Below are 16318 nucleotides of genomic sequence, written 5' to 3' on the forward strand. Positions count from 1 at the left end.
CCAACGTGATGCACGTGCCGTACGCGATCTACGTGACCTCCATGACAGCTGTGCCGTACAAGCTCGTGGAGCCTGTACGTCCCCCACGCCCCGCACGACTCACCGCGCACACCGCTTTCGCCTCACTGAGGCGCCGATGTTCCGCCCTGGCCGCCGCCGTCACGCTCACTGTTCATTTCGATTCCCCCAGCGTCCGGGGGCCGTCATCCGTCACACCTTCGCCGCCCAGCTGCTTGGCCAGACGCTTCAGCCCCCGGTACGCGGCCGTGCGGACCGCGCCCGGGCGCTTGCCGAGGACGCGTGCCGCGGCGGGGGCGTCGAGGCCGACGACCACGCGCAGCAGCACGGCCTCGGCCTGGTCCCGCGGCAGCCCGCGGACCAGCTCCAGGGCGTGCTCCGTGGAGATCGACTCCAGCGCCTGGTCGTACGTGCTGTACGCGCCGGGCAGGTCCAGTACGTCCTGTTCCAGCGCCGACGAGCGGGGCCGTACCTTCTGCCGGCGCAGATGGTCCAGCGCCCGGTGCCGGGCGATGGTCGCGCTCCAGCCCCGGAACCCGGCCCCGTCGCCCTTGAACCGGCCCAGGTCCCGGGCGATCTCCAGCCAGGCGTCGGACGCCACGTCCTCGGCATCGTTCCCGACCAGCCCACGCAGGTACCCGAGCAGTCCTGGCTGCACCAGCCGGTACGCGACCGCGAAGGCGGCCTCGTCACCTTCCTGAGCCCGCGCGACGGCCGCGCCCAACTCCCCGTCGTACGCGTGCACGCGGCGGGGTTCCCCTCCTTGGCGCAAGAACTGTCCTCGTCCGTACCGGCTCGCGGCGCGTCCGTACTTTGCGGTATGGCCGTGCACGCCCTTGTCCCCCACGGTCCTCAGCGTCGGGCCGGAGATAAGTGTCACAGTGCCCCCCGTCACCCCACTCCCTCTGGCAACACGACGGCTCTCTCGGACGGCCCCGAGGTCCGCTCGGTCACGGCCTGGCCGTAGCGGATGCTTCCCGTCCCGTACGGGATGCGCAGCACGCACCGGAAGGTGTGCGAAGTGACCTGGTGGGTCGCAGAGTTGAGGACGAGCGTCTCCTCGGCACGCTCCACGGTGATCGCGCTCTCCGGTGCCGTCACGCCGCCCGCGCGCAACTGCTCCAGGGTCGGAGCGAGTTCCCGTAGGGCTTTGCGTACGACGCCCTGGTCCCGTACGGCGGGCAGCGCGGCGGGCGCCGTACGGACGCGCAGCTCGATCCGCTGGTCCGTGGCAGTGAGGGAGACCGCGTCGCCGTACTCCTCGAACGTGTCGAGGGCGGCCACCGGGTCCTCGACCTTGCCCGCGATCTCCGGGTCGGAGAGGGGCCCGTGCCGCCAAGCGGCGTCGCCCTCCTTGACGTAGCCGACGCCGTCGACGACGTAGAGCTCCTCGGACTCGATCACGCCCTTGCTGCTGCGGCTGCTGCCGACGGAGTGCAGCGCCCATGGCTCGCCGGTCGTCCGGTGGACCTGCGCCGAGTAGGTCGCGCCGCTCTTCTGGCCTTGGGCTACCAGCTCCTCGCTCCCCTTCACGCTGAAGCGCCAGCCCTCTTGCGCGGCCATCGCCTGCTTGGCCAGGGCGAGGAACTCGGCGGAGGTCTCGGGGGCGGGTGTGGGCGCGGGCTCGGTGCCGACGGGGGCGGTGGCCCGGCTGCCCGGCTCGGCGAGCGCCGCGTCATCCGCATCCGCATCCGCATCCGCATCCGCATCCGCCGAGCACCCGGTGAGTGCGGCCGAGAACACAAGCGCGGCCGTCACGGCGAGGCGCTTCCCTACGGAACCTCTGATGCCGCTTCCTGTACAACTCTTCATGCCGCGGCCCTCCGTGCCCGCCCGTGCAAGGTCAGGTAGAAGATCTGCAGGGACTCCCCGGGGCCACCGGCCTCGAACCGGTTGTGGACCTTGCCGAGCGGGTTCCAGACCCGACCGTCCGGCATGCGCACCCCGACCGCCTGGCCGAAGTAGGCGCGCTGGTCGGCGTCGAAGTCCACCCACACCGCCCCCGCGCGGCGCACGAGAACCTCACCGACGTACGCCCCGAGCCTCCACAGCGTCTCCCGCGCGCGCTCCCGGTCCGCGCCGCCCCTGCGCATGCCGTCGATCAGGCAGTCGACGATGCGCAGACTGGCCACCGAATAGTCCAGCGGCAGCCGGTTCCTGACGGTGACTCCGGCGACGAAGGTCGCGGCGTACGGGCCCATCTCATGCGCGCCCGGCGCGCGTTCGTCCACTGTGCTCATGGGACCCCACCCCTTTGCTCCGTCGGCGGAAGGACTCCTTCTGGTCCCCTCGCTGACCAAGCGGACGTCACCTCGTGAACATCACGGGTAACAGGCGTGTTCATTCACACATAGCGAAGTCGTAGATGGCGTACAACCTTTCGCCCCCTCGTGCGTCTTCGATGCGGCCGTCGATGCCGCGCGGCAGCCACGTACAACCATTGCGGCTTATCGCATGTCAGAGACCTTGCCGCACATCCACCTTGCATCGGCAGGGACTTCGCACTGCCAGGCCACCGCGATGGCATACGATGCGCGCGCCCCCCTCATAAAGTTCACATAAGAGGATGTACACGTCATGGCAACCCGTAGCTCGTACCGTTCCGCTCGTGGCATATCTGCCGTCGTCGCCCTGCTCGCGATCGGCGCTGTGGGGTGCTCGGATGTATCGGATGCCGTGGACAGCGCCAAGGACGGCGCGAAGAAGGTGGCCCGGCAGCGGTCGGTGTTCTCGCTGGAGATCGGGGACTGCTACAACCCCAACACCAAGGGCGAGGGCGAGGAGGTCCTCGTCGAGATCGTGCCCTGCACCGAGGGGCACTCGGGTCAGGTCGTCGCCGATTTCAAGATCGACGAAGGGACTTCGTACCCTGGCGACGACGCGATCTCGGCGATCGCCGACGAGCGGTGCCCGGTCGAGGCGGGGAAGTTCGCCCCGGACACCTGGGCGCTCCCCAAGGGCGTCGCCATCTTCTACTACACCCCGACCAAGGAGAGCTGGACGACCGGCGACCGCGCCGTGACCTGCACCTACACCAAGGAGTCGGGCAAGTTCACCGGCTCGTTGGACGCCGAGGCGAAGTCCTTCAAGCCCGAGCAGAGCACATATCTGAAGGGTTCGAACGCCGTCTACGACGCCCTGTGGGCGAACCAGTCCGAGAAGGACGTCGAGGAGGACCTGGCCGCCTACAAGGCGCAGGCCAAGGCCATCGCAGCCGCCCTTGACACACACCTCAAGGGCCTGAAGGGCATCGAGGGCGCGGAAGTCGGCAAGCTCCGCGAGCAGTTGACGAAGACGGCCGGGCACTGGAAGGCCGCCGCGAACGCCGCCGACGCCGACGCGTTCTACATCGCCTACGACCCGGCCTTCACCGGCATCGACCCGAACAAGACGGTCGCCGCCCGTAAGGAGCTGGGCCTGGCCACCACCGTCCCGGCCGACGAAGCCGAGGTCTGGGCGAGCTGACGCCGTTCGGGCCAGCGGGGCCGCGTCCGCCGAGGGCCCGGCCCCGCCCGCTCAAGGGCAGGTCACCCCGCATGCCGGCGGCATTGGTGTGACGGCGTTGGTGTGACGCATCGGTGCGACGGTCGTAGACCGCGTCAGGGTCGCCATGTCAGCGAGTGACAGTTTCTGCAACTTGTGCGCTGTTAGTTGATGCCACCTGTGTGACAGGTGATGCGATCGTGACCATTTCCTAGGGGTGGGGCAGTTGAGTCCTCGCAGGACCCATGCGTACAAACCGCTCAGTCTCAAGAGACGTGCATGGCTGACGGTGGGAGCCGTCGTGCTGAGCGGTGCCGGCGTCGTGACGTACGCGATGGCGGATCCGTCCGCGCCGGCCGACGCCAAGCGGGACAGCCGCAAGCCGTCGGTCCACACGCTCAAGCTCAAGGACCGCGGCTCGGGCCGCCGGGGCCTGGCCAAGCGGGACACCGACCGTTTCAGCGCGGTCGTGCTGACCTGGAACGACCCCGAGGCGCAGGCCAAGGGCACGCCCGAGGTGCGCACCCGGGACATCGAGAGCGGCAAGTGGTCGGGCTGGCAGAAGGTCACGCTCGAGCCGAGCCAGGCGGACGGCGCCGAGGGCGAGCGGGCCGCTCTGCGCGGCGGTACGGAGTCGGTGTGGACCGGCGACTCCGACGGCGTCGAGGTGCGCCTCGTGAACGCGGACGGCACCGAGGTCGGCGGCCAGCCGGCCGGCATGGACGTCAAGCTGCTCGACCCGGGCACGGACCCGGAGGGCGAGGTACAGCCGGCCGCGTTCGCGGCGGAGGAGACCACGGCGCCGACGACGGAGTCCCCGGTACCGACGGAAGCGGTGACGTCGACGGAGACGGTGACGCCGACCGACTCCGTGACGCCAACGGACTCGCCCACGGACTCGCCCACGGCGACCGTCTCCGAGACACCGACCGAGTCGGCATCCCCGACCTCCTCCCCCTCCCCGACCTCCACGGTCCCCGCGCCCCGGCCCTCGACGGTCGTCAAGCCGCCGGTCATCACGCAGGCCGAGTGGGGGGCGTCGACGGACTACGACGGCACGCCGGAGTACGGCACCGAGATCAAGGCCGCCGTCATCCACCACACCGGCGTCGACAGCGACAACGGCGTGTCCTGCGGCGAGTCCGCTGCCCGGCTGCGCACCATCCAGCAGGCGCACCTCAGCCAGGGCTGGTTCGACATCGGCTACAACTTCGTCGTCGACAGGTGCGGCCAGATATTCGAGGGCCGCAGCGGCGGCATGGACCTGCCGGTGATCGGCGCGCACGACGCCGGGTTCAACACCGACACGGTCGGCATCTCCTACATCGGCAACTTCGAGAAGGCCACGCCCAGCCGCGCCGGCCTGGACGCGATCGCGCGGATCGTGGCCTGGAAGTTCGGGATGTACGGCATCGACCCGACCGGCAAGGTGACGCTGACGTCCGGCGTGGCGCAGGGCTACAGCGGCAACAAGATCCCGAAGGGCACGTCGGTCACGCTGCCGCGGGTCTTCGGCCACCGGGACACCAACTCCACGGCCTGCCCCGGCGCCAACCTCTACCCCAAGCTCAGCCGGATCGCCCAGGTCGCCAAGACCCCGGGCATCTCGCACGCCCTGCCCACCTCGGACTACAACCGTGACGGCATCACCGACCTCGTCGCCGGCACGCCCCGCGCGCTGAGCAACGGCGGCACCCTCACAGTCATCCCCGGCGGCATGGACGGCCCGGTCACCGCCTCGAAGCGGACGCTGACGCAGAACAGCACCGGCGTCCCCGGCGGTCACGAGTCGGGCGACAACTTCGGCGCCTCGACGGCGTGGGGCGACGTCAACGGCGACGGCTACGCGGACCTGGCGATCGGTTCGCCCGGCGAGGACGACACCAGCGGCAACGCCGACCGCGGCGCGGTCACGGTCCTGTACGGCCCTGGTCTCAACTCCGGCTTCTCGTATACCACTTCGGGCGTCACGGCGGCAGGGGCGAAGCTCGGCTCCACGGTGGCCGTCGGCGACTTCAACGGCGACGGCAAGGCGGATGTGTTCGCGGCCGGCTCCGGCAAGGGCGGCAACTGGAACGCCCGGCACACCGGCGGCGCCACCAAGTACGGCACGCTGACCTCCGCCACGGGTTCGGTGGCCTACCTGGACGCCGCGACCGGCGACTTCAACCGGGACGGCTACGCGGACGTCGCCCTGAACTACCGCGACACCGGCGGCATCGGCCGCGTGGTCCGCTTCGCGGGCTCGGCGACCGGCCTGACCAAGGTCGGCGTGATCTCCGTGAAGGGCGGCCGCTCCATCGCCGCGGGCGATGTCAACAACAACGGCTACGACGACATCGTCATCGGCCAGCCGGTGGCGTCCGAGTCGGGCGGCAGGTCCGGCGGCCAGATCACCATGGTCCCCGGCACCTCCACCGGCTTCACCACCACCGGCATGACGACGATCCACCAGGACACGACCAACGTCCCCGGCGGCAACGAGTCCGGCGACAACTTCGGCGCCTCGGTGTCGGTCGGCGACTACAACGCCGACGGCTACGCGGACGCCCTCGCCGGCGCCCCCGGCGAGGACTTCCCCCGCAGCGGCGTCAACCAGTCCAACGCGGGCGACGCGATCCTGGTCAAGGGCACGGCCTCCGGCCTGACCGGCACGGGCTCGGTCCTGGTCTCCCAGGACACGTCCGGCGTCGCTGGCGCGGCGGAGAGCGGCGACCTGTTCGGCTCCTCGGTGTCGCTGACGGACCTGTCCGGCTACGGCCGCGCCGACCTGACGTTCGGCGCCGAGGGCGAGGACGGCACGGACGGCATCGTGCTGTACCTCCCGAGCAACAGCACGGGCCTCGGCTACACCCAGGCGGTCATCTACAGCAAGACCACTCTGGGCACGCCGACGGACGCCCACCTGGGCCAGACGCTGACGCCGTAACCCCCACCGGTCCTCCCGTCGTGCCACTCCTTCCCTCCTCCTCAGGACAGCACGACGGGAGGACCTCACTCGGCCGGGACCCCGCCCACTGCACGGGGTCCCGGCCGAGTCATGGGCATGAACATGGGCATGCGTCAGACCCGGACCGGGATGACGGCCTCTCCACCAGGCAGCTGCCTCAGATACGCCGCGATGTCGTCAGGGTCGGACGTAGCGACCAGCGCTGCCCCGATCTGGAAGGCGGTGAGCGCGACGAGCCCGTCGACCGGGTCGGGCTTCTTCCGGGCCGGCAGGTCGGCCCGGCCGATCAGCTCTCCGACGCGCCGCCACTCGATCTCGGTGTAGCAGCAGACCACGGCACACTCCTTGAGCGCCCGCGCGAGACGCGCCTGACTCGCACCGCCCCGCCATGCCTGCGCCACGACAGGCGCCGGGACGACGGGGAGCCCCTTCCTCCCGAACTCGCGATGCCGGGCCACGGCCACCCCCGGCTTCTTCTCCGCCAGGGCGATCAGCATTCCCGCGTCGTAGACGACGTCACCGAACGAGCCGAGGTCCGGGCACGTCGGGCAGCCGAGGTTCACGCGACGGCACCGCGTCGACGCACGGCGGACTCGGCACGCGCAGCCGCGATCTCCGCCTGGGCCCGGGCGATCTCATCCTCGTCGACCTCGTCGTCGGGCGGCCACACCAGCTCTTCGGCCTCGGCCTCGGCCGCCGCGATCGCGGCATCGATCTCGGCGAAGGACTCCGCGAGCCGCGCCAGCCGCACGGCCTCCTTGCGCCCCGCCATGACCAGGAACGCCGACACATCCAGGCCGTTCTCCGCCGCGACCGCCTTGATGAGTTCGGCATCACCGGGATCGAGGCTGATGGAGATGCGGGTCTTGGCCATACGGCGAGCGTAACACGCCGTATTACGATCTGCTCCGACGCCGATCACAGGACCACCTCCCCGCGAAGCGCCGCGCGCACAACCGCCGCGCCCTGTACGGCGACCTGGACACCCTCGAACCCGGCGGCCCCTTCTCCCACCGCCGCCCGCGCGCTCCGGCAGGCACGGCACAGTCGCTCGTCGGCGACCGGCCGGAAGAGCAGCGGCTGCGTATGGCGACCCTCGCACTCCCGCATCTGCGCGACACGGGGCAGCTGTGGAGCCGCGTTCTCCGGAGCGGCAACGGCGGGAGTCAGAGGCGGAGGCGGCACCTCACTCAGTACGTACCGCACCAGCCCACCAGGCCGGCGGATGACCTGCCCCCTCCCTGGCAGGGCACGACGCACGCACTCCCGAACGGCCGCCGCCGTATGCCCACGGGCGAGCCACTCCCCGGCCAGCGCGGCGAGCTGCGGGAGCATGCCGCGCGGCATGCGCAGCCGCGGATCCAAGTCGCTCAGAGATTCAACGACTTGGCGGGCCAGAGCAAGCCGCTCGAAGTCACTGGAGTCACCGGAGCCGACGGAAGCCGTGCCCGCCGGATAGAGGGGGGTGTTCTCCCGAACGGGGGCTTCTGGATGACAACCGACGGCCCGACCCTTCGGCTCACCGGCGGCCGGAGATCCGCCCACCGGAGCCGGCGCCGCCTCCTCACCCTCCCGCACCCCCGCCGCTTCCTCCCCCGTCAACGGCACGTTCGACACGAGCTGCACGGTCGCCCACAGCCCCCGCACCCCCTGCTCCCGCCACTCGTGCAGGTAACCCTCGGCCTTCAGCTCGCGCTTCGCCCGAAGGAAGGCACACTTGCCGATCCCGGCACGCTCGGCGGTCCGCGACAGAGAGTCCCTCGCCTCGGCGGGCAACGACAACTGCCAGGTCAGCAGCCGTACGGCGTCGGAGGAGAGCCGGGGATGGCGGATGATGTCGTTCGGCACCTGGGAGAAGTGACGGGCAGGCGCGATAGCATGACGAAGCATTTTCGGTGGACCCTCTATCCACTGGTGATGAAGGCCCTCTTCGCCGGGTGCAACCGGCGTCGAGGGCCGCTTCATGCCCGTACGAGACGGACCGATGAAGCAAGCTGTCGCGCCCACCGTACAGCAACTTGCGTACACGGACGGTCACTTCGCGTAACGATGCCTGGTGACTGCGGCGTCTCATGCGGGAGTTGGACATGGCCACCGAGGACGATCCCGGATCGCGCTCGGCGGGCAGGCCTGCCTTGTAGTCGGGCCTCTCTTCCTTGTAAGTGCGCTTGACCGGCTTCTGGACGTCGTTCCAGCCGATTCCGTTGAGGAACACCTCGATTCCGAAGAAGACCCCCTTGGGAGCCTTCGTGGCCGTCTTGGTGCCGCCGGAGACCCAGCTCTTGACGGTGTCCCACCAGTCGTGGCCGTCGAGTTCGACCCGGCTGATCGGATTTCCGCCGGTGAAGGCGTAGCGGTTGCCGGTGTACGGGTCCGCTCCGAGGGCCATGTCGGACAGCGCGCCGTTGTACATGTCCCGGGTGGTGAAGCGGTTCAGGCCCGGGTTGTAGTCCCGGAAGCCCATGTCGTACGTGCCGGACTTCGCGTCCCAGCGCTTGGCGTTGAAGCGGTACGGGTTGTACGCCTCCTTGGTCGGGTCGGCGGTGTCCGGCTTGTCGATGCCCGTGAACTCGGCCTCGTCGTCGTTGCCGTAGGCGGTGTAGCCGTAGGTCGCCTTCGTGTCGCCGTTGTTGTCCGTGAGGGTCTCGACGTCGGTGTGGCTGTTGTAGCCGTAGTAGCCGTCCTCCGTCGTGCCATCGCTGTTGTTCTTGACCTGCGACAGACGCTCGCCCCCCGGGGGAGTCCCGGGGGGCGAGCGCTTTTCACATGCGGTGGGGGCTCAGCTACCGATCAGTCGATGCGGTCGCTCAGGCCCAGCACCTGCGGGTGGTCGCTGGGGAAGTTCCTGGGCATGCCCGGCACGTCGATGGTGCGCCCGTACACGCCGGCCAGGAACTCGACGGCACCGACCGGGAACTCCGACCAGTCGCCGTTGGCTCCGCGGACGACCACTGGCCATGCGTCCGGCTCCGCGGGGCTCGTCCTCCAGTAGAAGGAGTCCCCCGAATTGGACGCCGCCCATTCGATCAGGCCTCCCGGCTGCGGGTAGGGGACGTAGTTCTCGGTGTCGCCCATCTCGTACAGATCCTGAAGGATCTCGTCCTCCCTGCGCCCGGACACCCATGACGCCTCGGCGCCGGGTAGGGGAACGGACACCATGAGGAAGTCGTCGACGACCAGCACCGGGTACGCCTCCGCCAGAGCGCGGAAGTCCGAGGGCAGCGCCGTGCCGAAGTCCGCCTCCAGGGCGGCCCAGTCCACGCTGTGCCCGCCTGGCACGCGCCACCGTGTCATCGACGGCAGCGCGGCCTCCAGCTCTTCGACTCTCAGCATGTCGTCTGCCAATCCGGGCTGTTCTGGACTACGACGTTGTCGAACAATGCTCCGTCCTCCGTGTAGGCGGACATGGTGATGCTGTCCGCATATCCCGTGGTGTGGCTGTAGTTGACCTTCGCTGTGTACATGACCCACTTCCCAGCCGCGAGCTTCTTCTCCATCTGTATCTCGCAACGCCGCATGCCGCTCTTGTTCATGCGCGAGAACCCGGTGAACAGGTTCTCGTTCACCCAGTCGCCGCCCACCTTGTCGCCGACGATGTGTGTGCGGTCGAAGATGAAACCGCCGCTCTTGGTCTTGTTCTGCGCGGGGTCCGGGAATCCGTACACGTCCACCTTGCCGGTGTCCCTGTCCGCGAGCGGGGCCTTGAGGTCGCTCGGGCAGATCAGCGCGGTGGCCCCTTGAGCGCGGCCCTCCCCGTCCAGCGTCTGGTACGTCTGGTACTGGAAGCGGGACGACTTCGGCTCGGAATCGCACCGCTGCTCGTTGTCCGCGTCCGAGCCCCCGGGAGGCCGTGGCCCGCGCGGCTGTCAGGTCGGACCCGGCTCCGGCTCCTCGGCGGCGTCGTCGTCGGTCGCGTCGTCGATGGCATCGTCGATCGTGTCGATGGCATCGACGACGGCGACGGTCACGGCTGACGCCGCGACCACGGCCGCGACCACGACGACCGCGACCGCTGCCACAGGCGCCAGCGCGGCAAGGAAGGCGAGGTGGCCATCCAATTCGATGAAGCTGGCGGGGTTGCTGCCGATGAAGGAGTAGCGGTTACCGGTGTATGGGTCCATGCCGAGGTTCATGTCGGCGAGGGCACCGGTGTACATGTCCCGGGTGGTGAAGCGGTTCAGGCCCGGGCTGTAGTCACGGAAGCCCATGTCGTGCGTACCGGACTGGGCGTCCCAGCGCTTGGCATTGAACCGGTAGGGGTTGTAGTCCTCCTTGGTCGGGTCGGCCGCGTCGGGCTTGTCGATGCCGGTGAACCCCGACGTGTCGTCGCCGCCGTAGGCGGTGTAGCCGAGGAACAGCTGGAGCTTGGCCGCGTTGCCCTGGGTGAAGGCGAACGAGCCGAGGCTCACCCAGGTGCCAGCACCCGTGCTCTGTTCCCGGACGACGTCCGTGGTCGAACCGTCGGACTTGGTGACGGTGTACTTGGCGGCCGTCGCGGCGCCGGTGACCTGCGGGTACTTCACATAGGCCGTGTACGTGCCGGCCTTGGGGATGTTGAGCGTCCAGGTGAACGCGTCGGGGTCCCGGTTCCGGCGGCGTGGACCTGGTGGTCGTAGCCCTGCTGGCCGGTCAGGTCGCCCTTCGTCCAGGTGCCGGTCGACTAGGACCAGCCGGTGCTTCGCGTCGGCACCCATCGCCCGCTTCCGCGGCCTGGACGCGAGCTTGGCCTGGTGCCGTTCGTACCACAACGGGCCGATGCCGGCTACGAGTTCAGCGATCACATCGGCTGACAGGCCGGTGATCCTCCGGTCGTTGATGATCGCTGCACGAGCCTCGTTCCCCACCCACGACCATGATCGACGATCAAGAGCTCGACGCCTCACTGCCTACCGTGCACGAGCTCGTTGGGAGTCCCACGACGACGGCGACCCCCGCGCGTCCGGAGGAACCGGAGCACGGGGGTCGCACGGCCGGGTGGGTCAGGGGTTCCGGCTCAGGGGATGTCCCAGTGGGACGTTCCCGCGTACCGGGCGGCCGAGGGAAGCTCCACCGTCGCCAGCGGCTCGGTGAAGAGAGAAGGGCGAACCGGCGCTCCCATGACACTCTCTGCAAGGGCGAGGACGTTCGGCCCCCACTGGCCCTCCTCGGTGAACAGTCCCTCGCTCCAGGCCACGTCCCAGCGAGGGTCCTCGGGGCGCAGGGACTCGACCACCCCGTGCGGCTCCGCGTACACGACCAGGTCGCCGTCGACGGCGTAGTGGACGCTGTCGGCACCGTTCACGTCGAAACGCACACTGAAAGCGCGGCCGCCCCGGGACAGGTCGCGCAGCACACCGGGCACCGCCGTGACATATCCGATGCTCTCGACCGTGCAGGAAATTCCCGCCGTTCGCCCCACGCCGACGAATTCGCGCTCGCCGGACGCCGCCAAATCGACGGTCTCGCGGACCGTCATGCTTCTCGCCGTCGCGGGATCCGCGCCCAGACGCCTGATCACCTCGTCCGGGTCGATGCCCTCGACCAGGCAGATCGTGGGGACGACGTAATCCTCCTCGAGTTCGGCGACCCAGGAGAAATCTCCACCCTGACCTGTCATTGCAACCTCGCGATGAATATGAGAACGGGTCCGCAGGAGGTGTGACTCTACGGACCCGTTCAAGGCGAGTCAATCAGTGATCAGAACGGCCCGCCGGTCAGTCGGCGACCCAATTTCCGTTCTCCTGACGGACATTGATAACCCACACGAGGAATGGGTCTCCTCGCTTCATGCGATTCCGACTGAGGAACGCACTCATGTCACGGCCCTGCTGGTCGTTCTCCCACTTCGGAACGCCCATGGTCTGGGCACCGATGCCGCCCTGGAAGGTGGAGGCGAAGGGATACTCGTCGCACGAGCCTGGGCCCGTCCACACGGCCTTGCAGCCGGCCAGTTCACGGTTCAGCTCGGCTGCGGCCTTGTCCCGCATGGTGTGCAGGAGCCATGGCTTTCCGCTGGCGATGGCCGAGGCGTCGTTGATGGCGATCTGCGGTGTCCGCTTGCCGTCGACCACGAAGATCGGCAGATCGCGGCACTCGTCCTCGCTGAGACCCTGGTCCTCCTGGCACTGGTCCACGGCCTCGTCCCACTGCGGGGCGGTCAGCCCCTGGGGGACGGCCTGCGGCGCCGGCGCAGGAATCGACCCGCTGTCGTCGTCGCTGCCGGTGTCGATCCGCGGACCACGAGGCGTCTGCGTCGGCTCCGGGTCGTCCTGCCTGGCCTGCTCGACGGCATCCCGGATGCCCTCCGCCGTCGAGGTGATGGCGTCGCCGAAGTTGTCCAGCAGACTCGGCCGGCCGGCCTGCTCGCTGGCCACCTCGTCCGTCGCCAGCGCGGCCACAACGACGACCGCGACGATGATCACCGGGATCGCGATCGCGAAGTGCCCGTCTACCTCGACCCGGCTGGTCGGGTTGCCGCCGGTGAAGGCGTAGCGGTTGCTGGTGTATGGGTCGATGCCGAGACTCATGTCCGACAGGGCGCCGTTGTACATGTCCCGGGTGGTGAAGCGGTTCAGGCCCGGGTTGTAGTCGCGGAATCCCATGTCGTACGTGCCGGACTGGGCGTCCCAGCGCTTGGCGTTGAAGCGGTACGGGTTGTACGGCTCCTTGGCCGGGTTCGCGGCGTCGGGCTTATCGAGGCCGGTGAACTCCGCCTCGTCGCTCGATCCGTACGCCGTGTAGCCGTAGGTCGCCTTGGTGTCGCCGTTCCCGTCGGTGACGGTCTCGACGTCGAAGTGACCGTTGTAGCCGTAGTAGCCGTCCTCGGTCGTGCCGTCGGTGTTGTGCGTGATCTGCGACAGACGCTCGCCCCACGGGCTGTACTGGTACGACTTGGTCAGCCGGTCGGCGACCTCCTCGCTCAGCACCTCGCCCGACAGGCCGAGGTAATTGAACGTCGTCGTCTTGCCGTCCGCAGTCTTCGTGGCCGTTCGGTCGAGCGGGTCGAAGGTGAACGTGGTCGACTCCATCGCGCCGCCCGCGCCCTGCTTCTGGGACTCGATGACGTGATCGAAGCCGTCGTAGACGCTCCGCTGCACGACGGCCCCGCCCGAGGTGACCGACTCCTGACGACCGAAGGGGTCGTAGTTGTAACGGAATTCGGTCCCGCCGGCTGTCGAGCTCAGCAGCCGGTTACGGTCGTACGTGAACGTCGTCGGCGTGCCCTGGACCGTCTGGCTGATGACGTTGGCGTTGTCGTCATGCACGTACGTGTCGGTTCCCGCACCTGTGCCCGTCTTGACCGCCTGGGCGATCCGGTTCACGGGGTCGTAGATGTAGTTCGTGGTGGAGTCGAGGTATGCCGCGTGGTTGTCGGCGTTCATCTTCCTCGCGACGTCCTGCGCCGTGTTGCCGTTGGCGTCGTAGGCGTAGGTGTGCGAGGAGACGAGCGTGTCGTTCGGCTTCTTCTCCGTCGTGGACTTCAGCGCACCGTCGAGGAAGTAGGTGTGGTCGACGGTGTTGCCGTTGGCCTTGGTCTGACGCAGCGCCTGACCACGGTCGGTGTAGGTGTACGACGTGACCTTGGGAGAGGCGTCCGTCGGGGTCTTGCCGACCGACACCGTGCTGACGAGATCACGAAGGTCGTAGGTGTACTTCGAGAACTGGTCGGGGTGGGTGACCGTCTCCGGCTGGTTGTTGGCGTCGTAGGTGTAGGAGACGGACTTCTTCTCCTGGCCGGCGAGCGCCTCGGTCACCTTCTGGACCTGGTTGAGGCCGGTGTAGGTGACGGTGTAGGCGTCGATCCGCGCCCCGGACGAGGTGTCGTCGATCGAGGTGAGGTTGCCGTTGGCGTCGTACGCGTAGGAGAAGTCGTGCTTCTCCGTGTCCGTCTCGCCGCTGTTGTCGCGCACCAGCTTCACGCCGTCGGCGACGGCCTTTCCGCCGGTGTTCTGGAAGAGCTCGAGTTTGGCCGCGTTGCCCTGGGCGAACGCGAACGATCCCAGCGGAACCCAGGTGCCGGGAGCCGTGTTCTGGTCGATCGTCTTGTCCGTCGTGCCGCCGGAATGCGTGACCGTGTACTTCGCGGTCGAGGCGGCTCCGGCGACCTGCGGGAACTTCACGTAGGCGGTATAGGTGCCCGCCTTGGGGATGTTGAGCGTCCAGGTGAACGCGTCCGTCCCCGTGCCAGCGGCGTGGACCTCGTGGTCATAGCCCTGCTGGCCGGTGGTGCTGCCCTTAGTCCAACTACCTGTGGAGCTGGTGTTCTGGGTGTCGGAGTTGTCGACGAGCACCACGGCGCTGCCGACCGGAACACCGTCGTCCGTCTTGGACTTGAGCTTGCCGTCCGGGTAGAACGACCAGCCCATCGTGCGGTTGGACGAACCACCCGCCGACGTCAGGGTCCGGGCGGTCTGCTGGCCCATGTCGTTGTAGTCGAACGTGGTGACGATGTCCCACGGGTCCGTGGACGACTTGGCCCACCCGTTGTCGAAGTAGGTGTAGGTGGTTTCGTTGCGGACAGTCTGGCCTGCCGACGGCGGCAGAGAGGTCCTGGAGACCCGGCCCACCTCGTCGTAGAACGTCTGGGTGTAGACATTCGGGTTGTTGTAGCGGGCGTCCGCCGGGTCGTACGGCTGGAACTGCTTGACCGGACGGTTCAGCTTGTCGTACTCACTCCGGTGCGTGAAGTCGGTCGAGTCGGCGGTGTCGACGCCACGCGGGGTGATCACCTTGGTGGTGTTGCCAACCTGGTCGTACCCGTACTTCGTCGTCCGGTACGTGACGTTCGGGCTGGTGCCCGTGTGCGGGACCTTGACTTCGGTCCGCTGACCACGCTCGTCGTAGGTGACGGTCGTGGTGTTGTTGTCCGCGTCCGTGGTGGAGACGACCAGCGAGTCCTTGTCGTAGGACCGCTTGGTGGTCTTGCCGGCCGCGTCCGTGACCGTCGTGGCCCTGTGGTTCAGGTCGTAGGCGGTCTTGGTGGTGTAGTCGGTGGTGTCGGCGGTCGCGTTCTTCTTCGGATCGACGACCGTGACGACGTTGCCGACGTTGTCGTACTCGTAGGAGATCTTGTCACCGGCCGCGTTGACGACCGAGGTGAGCTGGTTGATCGCGTCGTACATGTGAGTGGTGACATAGTCGGACGTGTCGCCCGTCGTCAGCGTGCCCTTGGGCTCCGTCGACGACTTCAGATTGCCGACCTTGTCGTACGCGTAGACCGTCCGCCGCTCGTTCGACGTCTCCGTGTCCTTCGGCTCGGCGGCCGAGGTCATCTGGTCCGCGGCGTCGTAGACCGCCGTGGAGACCGCCCCGTTGGGCGCCGTGACTGTGGTGACGTTGTCGTTGGCGTCGTAGACCTGCGCCGGCGTCGTGATGAGAACGCCCGCGGCCTGGTCCTTGGGGACCGTGTTGACCAGCGGACGCCCGTAGACGTCGTAGGTCTGCGTGGTCTTCTTGCCCAGGGCGTCGGTCACCTCTCGGACCTGGCCGCGCTCGTCATAGACGAACGAGGTGGCGTGGTCCAGCGCGTCGGTGATCTTCCCCGGGTAGCCGGTGGGCCCGAAGTCGCTGTTGACGGTCGCGTTGCCGTTGGCGTCGATCGTCCGGGTGGGCTGGCCGTAGGCGTCGTACTCGTGCCGCGTGGTGTAGTCGTCCGGGGTGCCCGTACTGGCGACTCCCTTCGGGTCGGTGACCGAGGTCAGGTTGCCGAAGCTGTCGTAGCCGAACTGCCAGACGCGGCCCTCCGGGGAGGCCTTGCGGAACAGGTCAGCCGAGAAGCCGTCCGCACGCGTCTGGTACTCGTACTTCGCCGCGTTCGCCGGCCACTTGGTGGTGTCCGACACACAGGTGGCCGTCTGGTCCGGCACGCCCACCTTGTTGTTCTCCGCG

General features: G+C 68.4%; 11 protein-coding genes and 5 pseudogenes. 2 read left to right on the top strand and 14 right to left on the bottom strand.

Annotation, left to right across the window (positions count from 1 at the left end):
* Nucleotides 1-172 precede the first annotated feature (172 nt).
* The 3 genes from ADL12_RS19535 to ADL12_RS19545 form a co-directional block, all read right to left on the bottom strand.
* Complete coding sequence (locus tag ADL12_RS19535; protein ID WP_079052133.1) at nucleotides 173-790, bottom strand: RNA polymerase sigma factor; 618 nt, start codon at nucleotides 788-790, stop codon at nucleotides 173-175.
* Nucleotides 791-909: 119 nt separating this feature from the next.
* Nucleotides 910-1776 carry a hypothetical protein gene (locus ADL12_RS19540; protein ID WP_062703955.1) on the bottom strand — a complete coding sequence of 289 codons (867 nt, stop codon included), beginning with the start codon at nucleotides 1774-1776 and terminating at the stop codon, nucleotides 910-912.
* Nucleotides 1777-1826: 50 nt separating this feature from the next.
* Entirely contained in the window at nucleotides 1827-2258 is a 432-nt protein-coding gene (locus ADL12_RS19545) for a hypothetical protein (RefSeq protein ID WP_062703956.1), read from the bottom strand.
* 337 nt (nucleotides 2259-2595) lie between these two features.
* Between ADL12_RS19545 and ADL12_RS19550 the strand changes: the two genes are divergently transcribed.
* Nucleotides 2596-3483 (top strand): septum formation family protein, encoded by an 888-nt coding sequence (locus ADL12_RS19550; RefSeq protein WP_062703957.1) that lies wholly within the window; start codon nucleotides 2596-2598, stop codon nucleotides 3481-3483.
* Nucleotides 3484-3802: 319 nt separating this feature from the next.
* Complete coding sequence (locus ADL12_RS19555) at nucleotides 3803-6430, top strand: FG-GAP-like repeat-containing protein (RefSeq protein WP_208614569.1); 2628 nt, start codon at nucleotides 3803-3805, stop codon at nucleotides 6428-6430.
* A 134-nt stretch (nucleotides 6431-6564) separates the two neighbouring features.
* On the opposite strand, the gene ADL12_RS19560 is transcribed toward ADL12_RS19555, so the two are convergent.
* The 11 genes and pseudogenes from ADL12_RS19560 to ADL12_RS19600 form a co-directional block, all read right to left on the bottom strand.
* Nucleotides 6565-7014: a hypothetical protein gene (locus ADL12_RS19560; protein WP_062703959.1), complete on the bottom strand. Its 450-nt coding sequence runs from the start codon at nucleotides 7012-7014 to the stop codon at nucleotides 6565-6567.
* On the bottom strand, nucleotides 7011-7325 hold the full coding sequence (locus ADL12_RS19565; RefSeq protein ID WP_062703960.1) for a hypothetical protein: 315 nt from the start codon (nucleotides 7323-7325) through the stop codon (nucleotides 7011-7013). The genes ADL12_RS19560 and ADL12_RS19565 overlap by 4 nt, the downstream gene beginning before the upstream one ends.
* 44 nt (nucleotides 7326-7369) lie before the next feature.
* Nucleotides 7370-8341 (bottom strand): hypothetical protein, encoded by a 972-nt coding sequence (locus ADL12_RS19570; protein ID WP_062703961.1) that lies wholly within the window; start codon nucleotides 8339-8341, stop codon nucleotides 7370-7372.
* Between the two features lie 412 nt (nucleotides 8342-8753).
* Nucleotides 8754-9188 (bottom strand): annotated as a pseudogene (locus ADL12_RS58105) (RHS repeat-associated core domain-containing protein); the annotation flags it as partial.
* 53 nt (nucleotides 9189-9241) lie between these two features.
* Complete coding sequence (locus tag ADL12_RS19580) at nucleotides 9242-9784, bottom strand: SMI1/KNR4 family protein (protein ID WP_244187947.1); 543 nt, start codon at nucleotides 9782-9784, stop codon at nucleotides 9242-9244.
* A pseudogene (locus ADL12_RS19585) lies at nucleotides 9778-10218 on the bottom strand (DNA/RNA non-specific endonuclease); the annotation flags it as partial. The pseudogene ADL12_RS19585 and the gene ADL12_RS19580, both read right to left, overlap by 7 nt.
* Nucleotides 10219-10497: 279 nt before the next feature.
* Nucleotides 10498-10800 (bottom strand): annotated as a pseudogene (locus tag ADL12_RS58840) (RHS repeat-associated core domain-containing protein); the annotation flags it as partial.
* Between the two features lie 66 nt (nucleotides 10801-10866).
* Nucleotides 10867-11145 (bottom strand): annotated as a pseudogene (locus ADL12_RS58845) (golvesin C-terminal-like domain-containing protein); the annotation flags it as partial.
* A 299-nt stretch (nucleotides 11146-11444) separates the two neighbouring features.
* Complete coding sequence (locus tag ADL12_RS19595) at nucleotides 11445-12047, bottom strand: DUF6461 domain-containing protein (protein WP_062703965.1); 603 nt, start codon at nucleotides 12045-12047, stop codon at nucleotides 11445-11447.
* Between the two features lie 97 nt (nucleotides 12048-12144).
* Nucleotides 12145-12852 carry a NucA/NucB deoxyribonuclease domain-containing protein gene (locus ADL12_RS58850; RefSeq protein ID WP_482262161.1) on the bottom strand — a complete coding sequence of 236 codons (708 nt, stop codon included), beginning with the start codon at nucleotides 12850-12852 and terminating at the stop codon, nucleotides 12145-12147.
* Between the two features lie 18 nt (nucleotides 12853-12870).
* Nucleotides 12871-16318: pseudogene (locus ADL12_RS19600) on the bottom strand (golvesin C-terminal-like domain-containing protein); the annotation flags it as partial.

This window comes from Streptomyces regalis, from assembly GCF_001509475.1.
Taxonomy (GTDB): domain Bacteria; phylum Actinomycetota; class Actinomycetes; order Streptomycetales; family Streptomycetaceae; genus Streptomyces; species Streptomyces regalis.

What these genes read in the sequence shown, in the direction of transcription:
- ADL12_RS19545 (WP_062703956.1), bottom strand. Translation starts at nt 2,258, where the DNA reads ATGAGCACAGTGGACGAACGCGCGCCGGGCGCGCATGAGATGGGCCCG.
- ADL12_RS19550 (WP_062703957.1), top strand. Translation starts at nt 2,596, where the DNA reads ATGGCAACCCGTAGCTCGTACCGTTCCGCTCGTGGCATATCTGCCGTC.
- ADL12_RS19565 (WP_062703960.1), bottom strand. Translation starts at nt 7,325, where the DNA reads ATGGCCAAGACCCGCATCTCCATCAGCCTCGATCCCGGTGATGCCGAA.
- ADL12_RS19570 (WP_062703961.1), bottom strand. Translation starts at nt 8,341, where the DNA reads ATGCTTCGTCATGCTATCGCGCCTGCCCGTCACTTCTCCCAGGTGCCG.
- ADL12_RS19580 (WP_244187947.1), bottom strand. Translation starts at nt 9,784, where the DNA reads ATGCTGAGAGTCGAAGAGCTGGAGGCCGCGCTGCCGTCGATGACACGG.
- ADL12_RS19595 (WP_062703965.1), bottom strand. Translation starts at nt 12,047, where the DNA reads ATGACAGGTCAGGGTGGAGATTTCTCCTGGGTCGCCGAACTCGAGGAG.